Origin of the sequence: Paenibacillus xylanexedens (genome assembly GCF_001908275.1) — a bacterium.
Lineage (GTDB): Bacteria > Bacillota > Bacilli > Paenibacillales > Paenibacillaceae > Paenibacillus > Paenibacillus xylanexedens_A.
On sequence record NZ_CP018620.1, the window covers coordinates 4,008,013 to 4,026,373 of the forward strand.

An 18,361-nucleotide genomic window follows, 5' to 3' on the forward strand; every position below is an offset into this window, starting at 1 on the left:
TTTCGTATATACCTCGCTTTATTTCATGAAGTGAATTTCATTACGTTTTAACGCTGTGCTTTGGGGCTCGTTTCAACCGCACAGCAACCCAACTCATAATCAGAGCAGCAATGAACAGAAATACGGTCACACCTGCAATGACAACAAAGAAGGATTGGTCAAATGCAGCAAAGGTGGCATTTTTGAGCGATTCAGCAGACGCAGCAGGCAAGCTTTCGGCAGCGATAAGCGCTTCATCCAAACTGTCTTTCGCATTGGCTGGCACACTAATTCCCACAGGAATCTTCATAGCGAGTGTGTAGAAAAGGGTCGACATGCTGCCGATGATCGCAATACCGGATGCTCCGCCCAGCTCATAACCTACTTCCTCAATGGAAGCGGCCATACCCGCTTTGTGTGGTGGGGCATAACTCATAATGGAATGTGATGCAGCGGTCATGCCTGATCCAAGACCTGCACCAAGCAGTGCCAAACCGATAATCTGCCCGGTGAACCCAGCATTGAAATACATCAGATACGTCCCCATGCCAAGGGCAGCGATGAAGAGAGTGAAGCTTTTGATATATACAACATCCACACGGTGCATAATGGCCCCCGTAACAGGTCCGGCGATGAGTGCTGCAACAGGTATGGATACGGTGAATAGTCCAGCCTGAAGCGGTGACATGCCTTCCACCAGTTGAAGCCGCTGAGTGACCATATATTGCACACCCATTTGTGCAAACAAGCCAACCAGTGCGGTAATAAAGCCGGTACTGAATCTTGGGATTTTGAATAAGGACAGATCCAGCAGTGGGTTGGTACTGTTATTCTGACGGCGAATAAAGATGATCAGGGACAGAACACCGACAACAGCAGCAATGATAGCGAGTGTGAGAGATCCTTCGCGTCTTGTGAATTCCTTAATGGAATAGATAATTCCGACCATGGCAATCATGATCTGAATGGAACTGGTGAAGTCCCACTTTTTCGAGGCATCCCCTTGATGTTTAGGGATCATTTTCAAGGCGAATACAAACGCGATAATGGCTATGGGCAGGTTAATCAGAAACACAGAGCCCCACCAGAAATGTTGAAGAAGCAGTCCACCAACAATCGGTCCCAGTCCAGCACCGCCTGATGCAATGGAACCCCAGATGCCGATTGCCAGTGCGAGTTCTCGCTCATTCGTAAACGTAACTCTGATAATCGACAATGTCGCTGGCATCATCATGGATGCACCTACAGCAAGAAGAATTCTGCTCATGACTAGCATAGCCGATACTGGAGAAAAGGCAGCAGCAAGAGAAGCAGCAGAAAAGACGACCAAGCCCAGGTTAAATATTTTTTTATGACCAAGACGGTCCCCGAGTGTTCCCATTGCAGGAAGAAGACCCGCCATGACAAGGGAGTAACCGTTCAGAATCCATAATTTCTCCGAAGCAGATGCACCGAGATCATGGGTCAAGCTGGGTAAAGCGGTGTACAGGATGGTCATATCCATCACAATGAGTAATAGTGCACTTGAGACAATAACAAGAATCATCCAACGTTTGAATTTTGACATGTTTCCCTCCGGCGATATGAATAACTTACAATTTTAGACTAAACTATCGGGTAACCCTATAGTCAAACCTTTATTTACACACTATAATGCATTTATACTTTTATAACTTAGACCACATATGTACACGGAGGGCCCTAAGATGGCTGGACATCACGCACAACACTTTACCACCAGTGAATTTGCCAAGATCTGCGGAGTGACCAAACATACCTTGTTTCATTATGACGAGATTGGGCTGTTAAAGCCTGAATTTACCAATGCCAAGGGCTACCGCTATTATGGTATGCAACAAACGTATGTGCTGGATGTCATACATGTGCTGAAGAAGGCAGGAAGCTCACTCCAAGAGATTAAGTCATTTATTCAAAATCAGAATACACCATTGTTAATTGAGCTTTTTGAACAGAAATTAAAGGCACTTGAGTTGGAGCAACAACGAATCAAACGTATGCAAAAGCTGCTAAGTGGTGCCATTGAAATGACGAAACAAGCCACGGATGCTTCTCCTGAAGGTCTGTATATTGAACAATGTGAGCTGGAGTATTTTATTGCTGTTCAACTGGAGCAAGGGGATGGGGATAAGGAATTCTTCCGTAAGTTCATTGAATACAGGACCCATTGTGATGAACAGATGATCGACTATGAATTTCCGGTATGGACGATCTTACGTCAGGAGCACTATGAGGCAGGAGAATACTATCCGGATTACTTTGGCAACAAAATAAAAGCTCCCATTCCAGGGGAAACGATATGGATTAAGCCAAAAGGGATGTATGCCGTCATGAATCATCGAGGTTCATACGAAAGCATGCCGGAGACGTATTCCCTCATGAAAGAGGAGATAGAAAAAGAGGGACTGCAAGTCTGTGGACATGTGTATGCACTGGACCTGCTCACTTATTTTGCAGAAAGTAACCCCGATGAGTACATCATCAAAATTTACGTAGAGGTGTGTAAGCCAGAAAACACAATGGTTTAACGGTACGGGGATGGAAGATGAGATCGAGGCTACACTGTCTTGACCCATGTCGTATTCCATGTTAAGTTTTCTGTAATAAATTGTGAGTTTTCAAAGGGGGTATGGAGTCATGACGGAATTAGAGGTTGTGGATGTTTATGTGGACCTGTCAACGAACATGAACAGTGGCATGGTTCACAATATGACTAATCAGAATCCGGCACTTTGTCCTCCTATGCATAGATCTACTCGGCGCTAAATGATTTATCGCCAGGTTCTTTATTGTATAAGCGAATCTAAATTCTGATTATGTTCAAATATTAAAGTGAGGGAATCCATGCCATGTTCGATGGTGAAATCCCGTCAGTTTACTTTTATATTTCACATAAAAAGGATGATATGCATGTCTTTAATCAACGTTACCAACCTGACCTTTGCTTATGAAGGCAGTTACGATAATATATTTGAAAATGTTAGTTTTCAGTTGGACTCCGATTGGAAATTGGGTTTTACCGGAAGGAACGGCAGAGGCAAAACGACATTCCTCAATCTGTTGCTTGGCAAATATGAATACAGCGGACATATCTCTGCGAATGTTAGCTTTGAATACTTTCCGTACCAGGTAGAGAATAAGGGAGCCATGACCGTCGATGTCATCGGCGAGATTCACCCTGAATATCTGCACTGGCAAGTTGTGCGCGAGTTTAACCTGTTGAAGGTGTCGGAAGATGTGCTGTATCGGCCTTTCGATACGTTATCCAACGGAGAACAAACAAAGGTGATGCTGGCTGCCTTGTTCCTGAAGGATAATCGGTTTCTGCTCATTGATGAACCTACCAATCATCTTGATCTTCATGCAAGACAAATCGTAGGTGATTATCTCCGCAGCAAGAGTGGATTTATTTTGGTGTCTCATGATCGATCCTTTCTGGATCAAAGTGTAGACCATATCCTTTCCATCAATAGAAGTAACATAGAGATTCAGAAAGGCAATTTCTCCGCTTGGTGGGAAAATAAAAGAAGGCAAGATCAGTTTGAACTTGCGAGTAATGAGAAATTAATAAAGGATATCAAGCGTTTATCCGATTCAGCCAAACGGACCGGTGGATGGTCGCATGAAGTTGAAAAAACCAAAAATGGTACGAGAAATTCCGGCTCCAAGGTGGATAAAGGATATATTGGGCACAAGGCTGCCAAAATGATGAAACGTTCCAAAAATATCGAACAAAGGCAGCAATCTGCGATTCAAGAGAAATCCAAACTTCTCAAAAATATCGAGAGTGCAGAACGTTTACAGATTCATCAGCTGGATTTTCACAAGCAGGAACTTGTCGAATTGGAACATGTATCGATCTCATACGGCTCCAATACGGTGTGTAAGGATGTCAGTATCACGGTTGAACAAGGGGATCGTATTGCCCTGTACGGTAAAAATGGATCTGGCAAATCAAGCATTCTTAAACTGATCTGTGGTGAAGATATCCCTTATACAGGTCTTTTCCGTAAGGATCATCAGCTTAAAATCTCGTATGTGTCGCAGGACACGTCTGATCTCGGAGGGCATTTATCTGAGTATGCGGCCACACAGGGGATTGATGAAAGCCTGTTTAAATCGATACTTCGAAAGTTGGATTTTTCCAGACTGCAATTGGAGAAAGATATCTCAACGTTTAGCGCAGGTCAAAAAAAGAAAGTGCTCATTGCTAAAAGTCTTAGTGAGAAAGCTCATCTGCATATTTGAGATGAACCACTCAACTTTGTAGATGTCATTTCACGTATGCAGATTGAAGACTTATTGCTGGAATACTCGCCAACCCTGCTTTTTGTAGAGCATGATCGTGAATTTTGTACAAATATTGCAACGAGAATCATCGAACTGTAAGTAACGGGAAAAATAACGATGTTAAGAGCCGCCAAATGGCGGCTTTTAGTATTACTCGTGAGGAAGTATGCTATAATTTTATAATCTCATTCAATCATTTGATGGATGACTAGATCAATTGTAGACTAATTCGCCAAGAGGTGTAATACAATGAAAAAAGAAATGACTACAATCAAACAAACCAGGCTTCATTCCATTTTGGACGAGGCCACCAAGTTGCTGATTGAAAAACCGAATGCTTCCATGAATGAGATTGCAGAATCTGCAAAAATCGGGATCGCTACGTTACATCGATATGTGGAAAGTCGTGAACAGCTTATGGTCTATCTGGGATTACGCGCAATCGAGGTGGTCAGTGAGACCATGAAAGAAATCCAACTGGATGAGGAGCATTGTGAAAAGTACATACCCGAACTGATTGAAGCGCTGATTCCATTAGGCGACAAAATTTATTTTTTGGCTCATGACACCACCATTAACTATAATCCCGAGATTGAGGGAGCAGATCTGAAACTGAGAGAACCTGTATTGCATGCGGTCGGTCTGTTACAACAGAAAGGTTATTTCCGCTCCGATCTCGATAAAACCTGGATTGTCGATGTGCTGTATTCCATCATGTTCCTGACGTGGCAGCAGGTTGTAAGTGGTCATATCGCGAGAAAAGCAGCCCCCGCGCTTGTGGTGGATACGTTTTATCATGGATTTAAGCAGCGTTAGGTCAGGGCCTATCCAACGAAAAACAATAGATTTAAATACGAAAGCACCCCAAAAAAGTCGACTGTATCGTTAGATACACAGACTCTTTGAGGGTGTTTTTTTGCGTTCACAACAGCGTTTCTCAGTGCGCAAGCTGCAAAAACTTGATTTTCTCACATATTCAAATATTAACAGAGTTCAGAATTTAAGATTTCCAGTTTACAAAAAATGATATAAATTTCTAGTAGATTCAAATCATTACCAAATAAAGACAAAATATTCAAGCAAGGGGGCCGGACAGAAGCACCAGCAATTGTGCAGTTCAAAGTCAGCTTATGTACTCATTCCATCAACCCAAATCAGGAGGGATTCCATGCTTTACACCATTATTGTGCCAGTCAACCAGGACTATAACATTTTGAACCTGTTCACAGATTCGCTACTCCGGACGGTAAGTCCATCCACTCAGATTATTTTCATCAACGATGGTTCCGGCTCAGCAGTCTTTCAACATCTGGATAAACTGAAGCAAGAAGTAAGAGAAGGTGTGACCATCGAGATTCTTCAGCATGATTTTCCACTCGGTTGCGCCGTGTCGATTAATAGCGCACTGAGTCTTGCCAAGGGAGAGTACATTTTCTTCCTGGATTCTGACACCATTCTTCAACCGAACTGGCAACCGATGATGAAAGAGACACTGGATAGCGATATTACGATTGGCATGATTGGAGGGGTTCTGTTGTATCCGCAAACAGGAGGCGTGCAGCATTGCGGCATTGCTTTTGCGGACACCATCGGCCGACACCTGTTCCTGAACGCATCTCCTGATGATATCCCAAAAGAAACCTTCTCTGTTCAACTGGTGGTGTTTGCCATGTTTGGCATGAAGCGGGAGGTGTATGAGACCATCGGCAACCTCGATGAGAAATTCTTTAACGGATACGAGGACTTTGATTATCAGATGCGGGCACGAGCTGCCGGATACGATACAGTCATTAATCCGAATATTCAAGCATATCACTGGGAACGCAGCAGCGGCATTCACCGCAACTTCAACCGGAAGAACAATCTGGCACGATTCTGGAAAAAGTGGGGCGGTCAAATCGAGGCTGATGTGTGGCCCTTCGTTTTCAGTCATCTGAAAGCACAACTGGAAAGCCAAGAGGAAAACCAGCAACTGCCGATTGTCGGCATTGACCTTGCCGAGGTTCGAAGTGATGCCGATACATTCTGGACCAAGCTGGAGGAAGCCGAATTTGCAAATGTAGCCGAAGTACGGGACTATTCAAACCGCTTTAATTCCAACGGGGCCATCTGGCTGCCACAGGTACTGGGCAAGGAATTGATTCATAGTGAGAACCGGTTACTGTTTTTGGTGGACAATTTCGCCCGTTTGCTGGAGAACCGCTACTGGATTGAGATGAGACATGCTCATCGAGCCAAGGATCTGATCATTGATCTGTATGGCAATGTGATCACAATGGATCGCATATACGATGGATGCTGGCCTGGAACCAAAGTTCGGTAATACACTCACAACGAAAATAAACAGGGAGGTACTTAAGGTGAAAGAAAAAGAGAGCACGCTCGATCGTGCCGTACGGTTTACCCGTAATCTGGAGTGGTTGGAACAAGTCGAAAAGGTAATTCCGGGCGGATGCAGCACTTTAGCCAAAGCACCTGAACGTTTATTTCCGGGCCATACACCCGTATGTTGTGCAGAGGCTTATAACTCCCGATTTACAGATATCGACGGGAATGAATGGCTGGATTGCGAAATGGCCATGGGTACGGCGCCATGGGGCCATGCCAGACATGAAGTCCAATTAACCGTCATTCACCAGTTGAAAAAAGGGACAAGCTTTTCTTTACCTGCCGACATCGAGCTTGAATGTGCCGAGTTGATTCTGGAGCGGTTCGAGGGGCGTTATCCATCGCTGCGCTTCACCAAGAGTGGTGCCGATGCAGTGAGTGGGGCCGTGCGTCTGGCCCGTGCCGCTAGTGGCAAAAGCAAGGTTATTGCAACAGCGTATCATGGGTGGCACGACTGGTCTGCCTACGGTTATTATGGTGGCCAGACGAAAGAACGTGGCATCCCGGTGGATATCGAGCGTTCAACGATCTGGATCAACAAGCCTACTACGGAGCGAATTGAGGCCCAGATTACCGCATCTCCCGAGGATATCGCATGTATTGTTCTGTGCCCCAACGAGTGGAAAAAGGACGCGCTGGAGCAAGCCGTAAACCTATGTCGGTCTCTGGACATCATTATCATATTCGATGAGGTAACTTCCGGTATTCGAATGGGCAAGCAGGCTACAGCAGGAGAATATGACATCTGGCCTGATCTGCTCTGTATCTCTAAAGGTATGGCCAACGGTTTACCGCTCGCAGCGGTTATGGGGCCTGAGCACTTAATGTCTTTGTCAGGACAGGTCAGATTCAGTAATGCCCATTCCAGTGAAACGACAGCGCTCGCGGCAGCCATTGCCTGTGAACGATTAATGAAAAATGCGAAAGTATGGCCGACTTGGCGTGATCCGGCAACCCGGATCATGGATCGTCTGGAATCTGAACTTGTGTTACTCGGATTGACGGATCAATTGGAAGTGAGAGGGACGTATGCAAGCTTCTGCATTCAATCCTTGGCTGAAGATAACTTCCAAACCGATCCTTTCCGCGAGTTCATGGTGAAGAGAATGGCTCACTTCGGTATTTTCACCAAAGGATACTTTATTTTCTCTGATGCCCATACACGGGAAGAATTACTGTGGGTCGAGGAAGGGCTGTTACAGATCCTGTCAGACTGGAAAGAGATTCAGAAGCAGGAACATCTTCATGCGATGCAATTTTCGAAAACGTTTGAAGCTTAATCCATAGATCATAATCGACAATCGACTAGGAGGAATTATTCAATGAAAGCACTCGTATATCAGGATCTCAAACAGGTGACTTACCAGGAGATTGAGGAGCCAACCATTCAAAAGCCAAACCAGGTGAAAATTAAAATCTATGGTTCCGGCATCTGCGGTACAGATCTGAATATTGTCAAAGGCAAAGTGCCGGCGAATAAAGGAACGATCATTGGTCATGAAGGCGTAGGCACAGTGGTTGAGGTGGGCGACGACGTTCGTGGTTTCAAGATCGGTGATCGGGTATTGGTAGATCCCACGCAATCTTGCGGTACCTGCTCATACTGCCGTGAGGGTCTATTCATCTACTGCGAGAATTTTGATGACTATCAAGTAGGGATGACGACACACGGAACCTTTGCTGAATATTTTGTCGGGGACGAAAAGTATATCTATGCCATCCCGGATTCCATGAGTTGGGAAACGGCCATGATGATCGAACCACTGGGATGTGTGCTTCAGACGTTCATGAAAGCAGGGACTAAGCCAAGTGACTCTGTACTGGTCCTCGGTTCTGGAGCAATCGGTTCCCTGTGTCAGCTAGTTAGCAAACGATTGGCAAGGCTTACCGTAGGCACGGAAGTTGATCCATACCGCAAAGAGTTTGCTTCAGGGATCGCGGATCATGTGTTCTATCCTCAGGATCTGACACTGGATAAAGTATACGAGATCAATAATAACAAAAAGTTTGATATTGTAGTGGACGCGGTTGGTAACCAGCTTCATGTAGGATTTGAGCTGATTGCCAAAGGCGGAAAAATTATTCCTATGGGATATGACGACAGTTATGAGGTGACGTTCAAATCAACAGCCGTGATTAATGATGGCATTAGTATCATCGGTGCAGTTGCTAATCACTCGATGATCAGTACGGCACTGAAATTTGCCCAAAGCATCCCGGAACTGGAACAGATGGTGACAGCCAAGGAACTGCTGAGTGATTATGAACAGGCCTTTAACGGAACGATTGGTTATGACATGCACACTGGAGAGAAATTGCCGATGAACTCGGTCAAAACAGCTCTTATCCTATAAGAGGTACGATAAGCATGTAGACATTAGCGGGTTTGCCGCTGCGATAAGTTGGAATTCGCAGCGGTGAAAACCGCAGAAGGAAGGGATATCGATTGAAATTGCTTCAAGATTTGCCGAAGAATCCACGCTACTCCATTTTACTCGAACCGGTATGGGCCATTCCGGGCACGATCGTTCTCTTTTACGCTCCTTTATATATGAAGGAAGCCGGACTTTCGGACATAGAAATCGGTTTAATCAATTCGGTGAATCTTTATTTTGCCTTTATCTTTCAATTGTTTGCGGGTTCCATTACGAATAAGCTGGGACGAAAACGAACAACACTGATCTTTGATCTGCTTGCCTGGAGTGTTCCCATGTTCATCTGGGCCTTCTCCCAGAACTTCTGGCTGTTCCTGATCGCTTATTTACTGAATGCTACATCCAAGTTTGTAACGGTTGCCTTTAACTGTCTGATCATAGAGGATGTGGAGGAACACAAACGATCCAAGGTATTTGCCATTCTCAACATGATTATTACAGGGGCTGGTGTACTCACGCCTATTGCCGGGGTGGTCATTGCTGATTATGGTATTGTGCCTACACTCGCCAGTATTTACTTTGTTGGAGGCATCCTCATGACCGCCATGTTTTTCATTCGTAACCGATACACGGATGAGACCGAGGTCGGCAAGGAACTTATGGGATTGCATAGTAAAACCCGCGTGCTTCAGAGCTTGGGTTCAAGTCTGCGCCTGTTCGGCAAATCGTTCTACAAACGAAGACTTTTTCCGATCATTCTGATCACGGTGTTATCCAATCTGATCTTGCAGCTGAATTTCTTCCAGGTCATATTCTTCAAGGAACAGTTGAAATTTGATGACCGTGTTATTTCGTTTATCCCAGTAGTGACTGCGGTAACCGTCATGCTGCTCTATCTGGTCATCATTCCGCGATTGAAACGGCGTTCGGAAGAAAAGTATGTTGGTTTTTCCATCGTGCTTAGCACGGCCGGAGCCATTCTGTTTCTGTTGATCCCTGTGGGGAATATAGGGATGTTGTTTCTCACGCTAATCGTGCTCGCTGCGGGTAACTTCATTTTGCAGACGTACCGGGATTCCCTGCTGATGAACCGATTGGGTACGCATGAGAAAGCCGATATGTTCTCGGCCGTGCAGACCGTCATGACGCTTACAGCCATTCCATCCGGTTACCTGACGGGCCTGCTCTACCATCACAATCCAACACTGTTATTCAGCGTCATTCTTGGTCTATATGTCGTACTCATGGTCATTATGTTTTTCCTGCCAGATCCACAAAAGCACTCCCAAGTGCTGGAACCTTACAAAAATATGTAGAAAAAGGGGTTTACTGTATCTGGAGCGAATATGTAGTACAGAAAAAACTAGTAAATGCATGTTCAAAAAGAGCGGTTTTCAGTACCAAGAAGATGGGATGAAGCTAGAAATGGAGTAGCGGAGCGTAGGAAAACTACGTGAGCAACGGACATTTCGGCTGAATGCCATATTCGATGCTGATGATGCCACTAGGCATCCTTCGTAATCAAAAGCGGACTTTTTGAACTACCTCTAGAACATATTTTAACTTGGGAGGCTGCTAAAAATGACTAACGTAATGACAACAGAAGCACGGAAGCAATGGAGTTGGATGAACGAGCCCGAAAGCTGGTCCTATACCGATCAGGGAGGTGTGCTGGTGGAAGCGAAGGCGGACACCGACTTTTTCCAAGATCCAGCGGGGAAGCACATTCGTGCAACTGCTCCTTTCTTGTCGATGCCTGTGCCTGGCGATTTCGAAATCACAACTCAATTAACCGTTGATATGAAAAATCAATATGATTCCGGATGTCTGATGGTGATGGCGGATGATCTTAACTGGTGCAAAATTTGTTTTGAGTATGATGGAAAAGTGCCTACCATCGTGTCGGTGGTGACACGTGATGGTTCATCCGATGATTGTAATTCGGTTGAAGTCTCCGTACCTGATCCCTATCTGCGTATACGCAAAGTAGAGGGCTGCATATCATTCTTTTATTCACCCGATGGGGATGAGTGGAAACTAATTCGTTATTTCGGCATGCCGATAAAAGGGGAACTTCGAGCTGGATTAGTTGTTCAGTCGCCGACTGGAACGGGCTGTACGTGTCACTTTTTATCCGTGAACGTTACTCATCCGGACTTGACCGCACGTTTCTAATCCGCTCCCCCGGCCGATCATTGGAGGGAGAACAGGTTCATGGTAAAAGCATTTATATTTGATTTTGATGGACTCATTGTTGATACAGAGACACCTTGGTATTATGCGTTTCGCGATATTTATGAAGAGCACGGAGTGGAACTTGGTCTGGAGCTTTGGTCGAAAAATGTGGGGACATCCTTTGAGGAATTTCATCCATTTCTGTATCTGGAGCAAGCGCTCCAAAAAAAGATAGATCATGATCATATCAAACTGCTCTCTGAACAGAAATACGAAGTCTATTTGGGACAGGCTGCCATTCTTCCAGGGGTGTATGAATTGCTTCAGTCTGCGAGGGAAAAGGGGATTCAGCTTGCGGTTGCTTCCAGCTCCACACGGGACTGGGTGCATGGTTACTTGCAGAAATTAGGCATTTTCGATTATTTCACAGTCGTTCATACATCCGAGGATGTGAAACGAGTGAAACCGGACCCTGAACTGTACCTTCTTGCTCTCCAGAGTCTTGGGATCGAGGCTTCCGAAGCGATTGTGTTCGAAGACTCACCTAATGGCTTGAAGGCAGCCAATGCAGCAGGTATTCGGTGTATCATCGTACCTAACGAGGTAACGCGTGGTCTGGAATTCGCCATGCATGAACTGCGGTTATCCTCGCTGGCCGAGATCAATATGGAGGCGCTCTAATCCAGATACTGCTTGCGTAGCTCGATAGGGGAGATCCCTTCGTATTTTTTGAACACTGATCCAAAGTAACTGGCACTGTTGAAACCAACGGCTTTGGCTATTTCATGAGCGGTCGTAGCGTTATTTTCGATGAGCATTTCCTTGGCTTTCAACAACCGATATCGCATCAGATACTCCAGTGGAGTCATTTGAAATTCTTTTTTGAATATCCGATTGAGGTGCTGCTCGGTAACGTCCATCTGCTCAGCCAACAAGGGGAGAGAAATATCCTGATGATAATTTTGTTTGATAAAAGTAATGAGTTCATCCAATCTTAATCGGGCATCAGAACGTTCGTAAGCACTATAGCGTTCACCTTCAATGGTTAATCTGACCAAAAGCATGTACAGTAATGCGGAGACGTGCCAGATCTGATCCTTGTGCCGGGACTGCAGCGCCAACGTAATTTCACGCAACAGGATATGAAGCATTCCATCCGGCTTGAAGGCGCGCAGCTCCCCGATCTGCAAGGTATGCAAGAACCGTGGCAACAAATAGCCATTGAAAGACAGACAATCAAATCGTAATGAATCACTCAGATTGTGGTAACGGTAGGTTACCTCCGGGAACAAAATGAGAGCGGTCCCTTTTTTGATCGAAAATTCATGATTCTTTGCTGCGATTCGCCCTGTTCCTCCGATGCACTGTACAATGCTGTAATCCCGTGAATGGTCGCTCCAATTCATCAATTCATCAACGGTCAACTGGTTTTGCCCTGTAATCATGAGCGGCATATCGGTATCCAGCGGATTCCCCATGCTAGGTTTCGGCATCGTCGTGTTATTCCTCTTTTCGTTAAAGGATCATGTGCGTAAGTGGCGTGGTTACAGCGTTAAAAGAAACCTAGAAAGAATTATATTACATAAATGGGATAATTTTAATTGAATGACGAGCAATATATAAAACGTTTTCATATAAATGCTTCAACAATTATTAATTGGATAAATGAGTATGAACTTTGGTCTGATCAGCCTCTATTTATGGATCTAAAAGTACGCCCGCCTTGCCAACAGAATGCGAAACGGTATACGCTATAAGGAATGAGTGATTAAAGAAAGGGATGCAAACATGAAGAAAGTCATCGTAGTCGGATCGGGTATTCTGGGGGCATCAACAGCCTATCAATTAGCCAAACATGGCGCAGAGGTCATCATCGTAGATCGAAAAGATATAGGACAGGCAACGGATGCAGCTGCCGGTATCATCTGTCCATGGCTGTCACAGCGTCGCAATCAGGACTGGTATCAGCTCGCCAAGGCTGGTGCGCGGTTCTATCCTGGCATCATAGCGGAGCTTGAAGGCGAAGGAGAAACGGAAACCGGTTATGCTCAAGTGGGCGCGCTTAGTATTCATACGGACGAGGATAAAATCAACAAGATGGAAGAGCGGGCCCATCTTCGCAAAGAGGATGCACCGGAGATTGGCGACATTACACCTCTTGATGACAAAGAAACCCGTGAACGTTTTCCATTGCTGGATGAACGTTATCAATCGGTACATATCAGTGGTGCTGCACGTATAGATGGAAGGGCGCTGCGCGATGCCTTGATCCGATCTGCACAGCGGAATGGAGCGGAAGTGATCCATGGAGACGCCACGCTTCAATTCGAAGCGGATCGGGTCATTGGTGTGAGTGTTAATGATCAGCGTTTCCTTGCAGATGAAGTCGTTGTCTGTGCAGGTGCATGGGCCAAAGAACTGCTGAAGCCACTAGGCGTACACTTTAAAGTGCATTATCAAAAGGCACAAATTATGCATCTACATGTCACGGATGGGGAGGATACAGGCCGCTGGCCTGTGATCATGCCACCTTCTGATCAATATCTGCTGGCCTTTGATCAACAGAAGATTGTGATTGGTGCCACTCATGAAAATGATGTGGAGGGTTATGATACAAAAGTAACTGCAGGGGGCATACAGGAAGTTTTGAATAAAGGCCTGGAACTGGCGCCGGGGCTCGCCAATAGCACATTCCAGGAGGTAAGAGTTGGGTTCCGTCCGTTCACACCTGGCTTTCTACCAGTAATGGGGGCTGTCCCAGGCTGGCAAGGTCTGATTACCGCGAATGGACTTGGAGCCTCTGGACTGACCATGGGTCCTTTTATCGGGAGTCAACTGGCGAAACTAGCTCTCGGTATGGAACTGGATATCGATATTGAGCCCTACACTGTTGGCAAAGCAATGGATGAAATTGAAAGAGGTGGGTCATGACATATTCACAACGTGTATCCGATGGAGCGAACTCGTCTGACATCATATATCTGGAACATCAGATCGGTACGACAAAAGAAAAACTGCGCATAGCTTTTGAGAAACAAGAAACATACAAAAGCGAATTGTCGGAATTGAAGTCATCACCAATCAGGAATGCATCGGAAAACAATTCTGAAGAGCAAATCTTAATGGAGAAGGCAAGCCAAACGAAGAACTTGATTGAAACCCTGTCTGAACAACTGGAGCAACTACAGGAAGCATTAGCGAAACTAGGCGATTGATCGGCTCGTATGGCTTATCTCTCTGAGACATCGACAGAAATAATATACGATACGTATAAAACGAAAACCCCTTATATTAAGGGGTTTTTCTGATTTAGTTCAAATGGTTTATATCAATAAATGAACACATGGTATAAAATGGAATCAGGTGCTGAACTGTCAATTCAGGTACCCATGTAACCAATCACGAAACTATGCTGAGAGGTGGATTCCAAATGTATAAAGAAGTGATACGTGTTGAGGACATTACAGGCTTCCAGTCCAGATCTGAAGAGTTTTTCCCACTGCACTGGTTTCGAAAAATGCTGTCCGAGCATCCTGTGTACTATCACGAAGATACAGACACCTGGAATGTGTTCAGATACGATGATGTGAAGCAGGTTCTCAGTAATCATGAGTATTTTTCAGCCGAAGGAACCCGGACAACGATTGCCGTTGGAGCAAAGAACAATGAAGGCACACCTCCAGACAAATTAAACATATCAAGTATCGATCCTCCCCGTCATCAAAAAAGTCGTTCGTTGTTATCGGCTGCTTTTACACCGCGTAGTCTGAAAAACTGGGAGCCACGAATTCGCAACATTGCAGAGCAATTGGTAGCCGATATTGAGCCAAATACGACCATTGATATCGTACAAGCATTAGCTGCTCCGCTGCCTTCCATGGTGATGGCGGACCTGCTCGGCATCCCTCTCACAGACAGCCATCGCTTCAAGAACTGGGTAGATATTCTGTTTCAACCCACCAATCCAAAGACGGCTGAGGAGAGTGAACTGAAAAAGCAAACTGCCGCGAAAGAGTACTATCAATTCCTGTACCCCATTGTGGTTTATAAACGGACTCATCCGGGTGAGGATATCATTACGGATCTGTTGAACGTCGATGTTGAGGGGGAGAAGTTCACGGAGGATGAGGTTGTTCGCACGACCATGCTTCTGCTTGGAGCCGGTATAGAGACAACGAGTCATATGGTTTCAAATACGTTCTATTCCTTCCTCTACGATGACCCGAGCTTGTATGGGCAACTCAGGCAGAACCCCGAATGGGTTCCGCTCGCAGTGGAAGAAATGCTTCGTTATCGGTTCCATAATGCCAAGCGGCATCGGACAGTAAAGCAGGATAATCAACTGCTCGGAGTGGATTTGAAAAAAGGAGATGTTGTCATCTCCTGGATGAGTGCAGCCAATATGGATGAACAGATGTTTGAAAACCCCTTTGAGCTGAATATTCATCGTCGGAATAACAAAAGACATCTTACCTTTGGTAATGGCCCACACTTTTGTCTAGGTGCCCCGCTGGCAAGAATGGAACTCAGCATTGCCTTGACAGCATTTGTGGAGAAGATTGCTCGGATTGAACCGGTGGAGTCCTTTGATCTGGAGAATAATCTGGCCACTTCAGCTCCTGGGCAGTCGTTGACCCATCTTCCAGTGAAGATCGTTGGGTAGAGGGAAAGGTTCATACGGGATACAACCTAAAAAGCGGCAGATCAGACGTAAACGTCTTGATCTGCCGCTTTGTTATCCAAGCAAGTATGAGGCTTGACACCTTAATTTGAATTCATGGAAACTTTTTGTCTTACCACCTGTTTGATTTCTTCCTCTTTGGCTTGTTTGGTGCGTTTGATAAAGAAGGAAAGGACCAATCCCACAACAGCGATACCGATGATAACAACATAAGCATCATTGATACCCTGGATCATGGATTCTGTAGCAAGCTGTTGTTGACTGAGACCATTGGCTGCACCAGTCGCCATCATATCCTGTACGTGTGCCGTTGTACGGGAGGTCATGACACTTACGAGCAATGAAGTACCTACAGCGCCAGCCACTTGTCTGACGGTGTTGGAGATAGCTGTACCGTGTGCACCAAGTCTTGGTGGCAGTTGGTTAAGTCCCGCAGTCTGAATCGGCATCATGAGCAGAGCCATACCAATTCGGCGGCCGGTAGACATTAATACCAGGTAACCATAACTGGTTGAATCCGTTAAGTCGATGAAACCAATTGTCGTCACGATGGTGATCACCATCCCGATAACAGCGAGCCATTTCGCTCCAAATCGGTCAAACAATTTTCCGGCTACAGGCATCAGGAAGCCCATGACAAGAGCACCCGGGAGCAGTAATAATCCGGACTCCAGTGCAGTGTAACCACGTGCGTTCTGGAGATACAAGGGAAGCAACATCATGTCAGCATACATGATCATTGTAATCGCGATACTAATAACCGTGGTCAGGGAGAACATGTTGTACTTGAAAGCCCGCAGATCAAGCAGGGGAGTTTCAGATACGAGCTGACGCCATGTGAACAGCGCAAGAGCAACAATTCCAGCCGCAATGCAGATAAGAACTTCTGCACTTGACCATCCCAGACTTCCTGCTCTGCTGAAACCATAGAGCAATGCACCAAATCCGATCGTGGACAGCACCACACTGATCGTGTCGAACTTCGTACTAACCCGTTCGGATACATTCTTCAGGTATACAAACGCAAAGGCAATGACAATAAGGGTTAATGGAATCATGCCGTAGAACATCGTTTGCCAAGAGTAGTTTTCCAGAACATAACCGGCAAGGGTAGGCCCGATTGCAGGGGCGAAAATGATGGCAAAGCCAACCATACCCATCGCAGATCCACGTTTTTCAGGAGCAAACAAGGTCAAAATAACGTTCATCAAGAGCGGCATGATAATGCCGGCGCCCGCTGCCTGAATCATGCGTCCTGTCAGCAATGTGCCGAAGTTGGTTGCAAGAGCGGATACGATGGTACCAATCAGGAAAATAAACATTGATGCTTGGAATAATTGCTTGGTTGAAAAGCGTTGCATGAAGTAGGCTGTAATGGGGATCAGCACCCCGTTCACCAGCATGTAACCTGTTGTTAACCATTGTGCTGTTGCAGCGGAGATGTTAAAATCACCCATCAGTTCCGGTGTAGCGACACTCATGATCGTTTGATTCAACGTTGCAAGGAAGGCTCCCAAAATCATAATAAACAGGATGGGGCCTTTCTTTACCGATAATTCATCTTGTACTCTAACCTGACTCAATCCTTTTCATCCTTTCAATCCACGCGTGACTAAATTTACAACGTGTTGTATAGTTTACATTGTATTTATTGAATTATATACATATTCGGACAGATTACAATTTACGTTATGACGTGTTTTCGTCGTTTATTTTACAAAAAAAATGAATTTGTTGTGTAAATCAAAAATAAACGACTTATCGTTTAAAATTGTATTGTTTAAAATTTGAAGGAGGGATACAGGTGAAAGACGAGAAGAAATCAGCCGTGGACCCAAGAATATTGCGAACACGTCAGTTAATTCGAAGTGCATTTGTTGAGTTACTGCAGGAAATGGATATTGAAAAATTGTCAGTGAACAAAATTGCCGAACGAGCGACGATTAATCGGGTAACCTTTTACCTGCACTATCGAGATATTACGGATATGATGGAGAAGATGGCCGACGAGATGATTGAGAATATTGAACGGATCGTGGATGAATACGCTCCTCATTTTGAGAAACAAAGGACGGAAGATGCTTGGCCTGTTCTGGTCAAGTTACTGGAGCATTTTGCAGAGAACGCCTCGTTCTATCAGGTGGTACTTGCTACGAAGCGCACACCGATTTTTACCGAACGACTGCTCAAATTGTTGAGTACGCTGGTCAAAGCCAAAATTGAACGGGTAGAGATGGAGGATGAACTCGAAGAATCCGGCATTCACAAGGAGATTGCAATCTGGTACGGTTCTTCCGCCCTGATTGGTACCATTGTCTCCTGGTTGCGCAACGATATGCCTTATTCACCTCATTTCCTGGCGAAACAATTCTCGTTGATTCGCTCGTACTCTTATAATGACCTGATATAGTCCTGCTACAATTGCACCTAACGTTAATAGAGGAGGAATAATGTG

General features: G+C 45.3%; 16 protein-coding genes and 1 pseudogene. 14 read left to right on the forward strand and 3 right to left on the reverse strand.

Going from position 1 to position 18,361, the window contains the following annotated elements; all coding sequences use genetic code 11:
- Positions 1–40: 40 nt before the first annotated feature.
- On the reverse strand, positions 41–1,546 hold the full coding sequence (locus BS614_RS17805) for an MFS transporter (protein WP_074094945.1): 1,506 nt from the start codon (positions 1,544–1,546) through the stop codon (positions 41–43).
- Between the two features lie 139 nt (positions 1,547–1,685).
- On the opposite strand from BS614_RS17805, the gene BS614_RS17810 reads away from it, so the two are divergent.
- From BS614_RS17810 to BS614_RS17850, 10 genes and pseudogenes are all read left to right on the forward strand, one after another.
- Positions 1,686–2,525 carry a MerR family transcriptional regulator gene (locus BS614_RS17810; RefSeq protein WP_074094946.1) on the forward strand — a complete coding sequence of 280 codons (840 nt, stop codon included), beginning with the start codon at positions 1,686–1,688 and terminating at the stop codon, positions 2,523–2,525.
- A gap of 109 nt (positions 2,526–2,634) precedes the next feature.
- Positions 2,635–2,763 (forward strand): hypothetical protein, encoded by a 129-nt coding sequence (locus BS614_RS32400; RefSeq protein WP_280523074.1) that lies wholly within the window; start codon positions 2,635–2,637, stop codon positions 2,761–2,763.
- Between the two features lie 144 nt (positions 2,764–2,907).
- Positions 2,908–4,386, forward strand: a pseudogene (gene abc-f, locus BS614_RS17815) (ribosomal protection-like ABC-F family protein).
- A 150-nt stretch (positions 4,387–4,536) separates the two neighbouring features.
- Positions 4,537–5,103: a TetR/AcrR family transcriptional regulator gene (locus BS614_RS17820; protein WP_036608234.1), complete on the forward strand. Its 567-nt coding sequence runs from the start codon at positions 4,537–4,539 to the stop codon at positions 5,101–5,103.
- 352 nt (positions 5,104–5,455) lie between these two features.
- Positions 5,456–6,610 carry a glycosyltransferase family 2 protein gene (locus tag BS614_RS17825; protein ID WP_074094947.1) on the forward strand — a complete coding sequence of 385 codons (1,155 nt, stop codon included), beginning with the start codon at positions 5,456–5,458 and terminating at the stop codon, positions 6,608–6,610.
- A 37-nt stretch (positions 6,611–6,647) separates the two neighbouring features.
- Positions 6,648–7,955 (forward strand): aminotransferase class III-fold pyridoxal phosphate-dependent enzyme, encoded by a 1,308-nt coding sequence (locus tag BS614_RS17830; protein WP_074094948.1) that lies wholly within the window; start codon positions 6,648–6,650, stop codon positions 7,953–7,955.
- Between the two features lie 42 nt (positions 7,956–7,997).
- A complete protein-coding gene (locus BS614_RS17835; RefSeq protein WP_036608226.1) occupies positions 7,998–9,029 on the forward strand; it encodes a zinc-dependent alcohol dehydrogenase in 1,032 nt (343 codons plus the stop codon).
- Between the two features lie 92 nt (positions 9,030–9,121).
- Positions 9,122–10,366 (forward strand): MFS transporter, encoded by a 1,245-nt coding sequence (locus tag BS614_RS17840; RefSeq protein WP_051449724.1) that lies wholly within the window; start codon positions 9,122–9,124, stop codon positions 10,364–10,366.
- Between the two features lie 265 nt (positions 10,367–10,631).
- Positions 10,632–11,225: a DUF1349 domain-containing protein gene (locus BS614_RS17845; protein WP_074094949.1), complete on the forward strand. Its 594-nt coding sequence runs from the start codon at positions 10,632–10,634 to the stop codon at positions 11,223–11,225.
- Positions 11,226–11,264: 39 nt separating this feature from the next.
- Positions 11,265–11,906, forward strand: a complete 642-nt coding sequence (locus tag BS614_RS17850) for an HAD family hydrolase (RefSeq protein ID WP_074094950.1) — start codon at positions 11,265–11,267, stop codon at positions 11,904–11,906.
- Here the strand turns inward: BS614_RS17850 and BS614_RS17855 are convergent.
- Complete coding sequence (locus BS614_RS17855) at positions 11,903–12,718, reverse strand: AraC family transcriptional regulator (protein ID WP_051447072.1); 816 nt, start codon at positions 12,716–12,718, stop codon at positions 11,903–11,905. The genes BS614_RS17850 and BS614_RS17855 overlap by 4 nt on opposite strands.
- 295 nt (positions 12,719–13,013) lie before the next feature.
- Between BS614_RS17855 and BS614_RS17860 the strand changes: the two genes are divergently transcribed.
- From BS614_RS17860 to BS614_RS17870, 3 genes are all read left to right on the forward strand, one after another.
- The gene (locus BS614_RS17860) at positions 13,014–14,156 is read left to right on the forward strand and encodes an NAD(P)/FAD-dependent oxidoreductase (RefSeq protein ID WP_074094951.1); all 1,143 of its coding nucleotides are present in this window, start codon (positions 13,014–13,016) and stop codon (positions 14,154–14,156) included.
- The gene (locus BS614_RS17865; protein ID WP_074094952.1) at positions 14,153–14,440 is read left to right on the forward strand and encodes a hypothetical protein; all 288 of its coding nucleotides are present in this window, start codon (positions 14,153–14,155) and stop codon (positions 14,438–14,440) included. The genes BS614_RS17860 and BS614_RS17865 overlap by 4 nt, the downstream gene beginning before the upstream one ends.
- 215 nt (positions 14,441–14,655) lie before the next feature.
- Complete coding sequence (locus BS614_RS17870) at positions 14,656–15,888, forward strand: cytochrome P450 (protein WP_074094953.1); 1,233 nt, start codon at positions 14,656–14,658, stop codon at positions 15,886–15,888.
- 101 nt (positions 15,889–15,989) lie between these two features.
- On the opposite strand, the gene BS614_RS17875 is transcribed toward BS614_RS17870, so the two are convergent.
- A complete protein-coding gene (locus BS614_RS17875; protein ID WP_074096892.1) occupies positions 15,990–17,429 on the reverse strand; it encodes a DHA2 family efflux MFS transporter permease subunit in 1,440 nt (479 codons plus the stop codon).
- A gap of 281 nt (positions 17,430–17,710) precedes the next feature.
- Here BS614_RS17875 and BS614_RS17880 point away from each other — a divergent pair, with 281 nt between their 5' ends.
- Positions 17,711–18,316, forward strand: coding sequence for a TetR/AcrR family transcriptional regulator (locus BS614_RS17880; RefSeq protein WP_074094954.1), 606 nt, complete (start codon positions 17,711–17,713; stop codon positions 18,314–18,316).
- Positions 18,317–18,361: the final 45 nt, after the last annotated feature.

Bases quoted from the DNA above. Each gene is read 5' to 3' on its own strand.
- BS614_RS17850 (WP_074094950.1), top strand. From the start codon at position 11,265: ATGGTAAAAGCATTTATATTTGATTTTGATGGACTCATTGTTGATACA.
- BS614_RS17825 (WP_074094947.1), top strand. From the start codon at position 5,456: ATGCTTTACACCATTATTGTGCCAGTCAACCAGGACTATAACATTTTG.
- BS614_RS17810 (WP_074094946.1), top strand. From the start codon at position 1,686: ATGGCTGGACATCACGCACAACACTTTACCACCAGTGAATTTGCCAAG.
- BS614_RS17870 (WP_074094953.1), top strand. From the start codon at position 14,656: ATGTATAAAGAAGTGATACGTGTTGAGGACATTACAGGCTTCCAGTCC.
- BS614_RS17805 (WP_074094945.1), bottom strand. From the start codon at position 1,546: ATGTCAAAATTCAAACGTTGGATGATTCTTGTTATTGTCTCAAGTGCA.
- BS614_RS32400 (WP_280523074.1), top strand. From the start codon at position 2,635: ATGACGGAATTAGAGGTTGTGGATGTTTATGTGGACCTGTCAACGAAC.
- BS614_RS17875 (WP_074096892.1), bottom strand. From the start codon at position 17,429: ATGATTTTGGGAGCCTTCCTTGCAACGTTGAATCAAACGATCATGAGT.
- BS614_RS17855 (WP_051447072.1), bottom strand. From the start codon at position 12,718: ATGCCGAAACCTAGCATGGGGAATCCGCTGGATACCGATATGCCGCTC.
- BS614_RS17845 (WP_074094949.1), top strand. From the start codon at position 10,632: ATGACTAACGTAATGACAACAGAAGCACGGAAGCAATGGAGTTGGATG.
- BS614_RS17860 (WP_074094951.1), top strand. From the start codon at position 13,014: ATGAAGAAAGTCATCGTAGTCGGATCGGGTATTCTGGGGGCATCAACA.
- BS614_RS17835 (WP_036608226.1), top strand. From the start codon at position 7,998: ATGAAAGCACTCGTATATCAGGATCTCAAACAGGTGACTTACCAGGAG.
- BS614_RS17820 (WP_036608234.1), top strand. From the start codon at position 4,537: ATGAAAAAAGAAATGACTACAATCAAACAAACCAGGCTTCATTCCATT.
- BS614_RS17865 (WP_074094952.1), top strand. From the start codon at position 14,153: ATGACATATTCACAACGTGTATCCGATGGAGCGAACTCGTCTGACATC.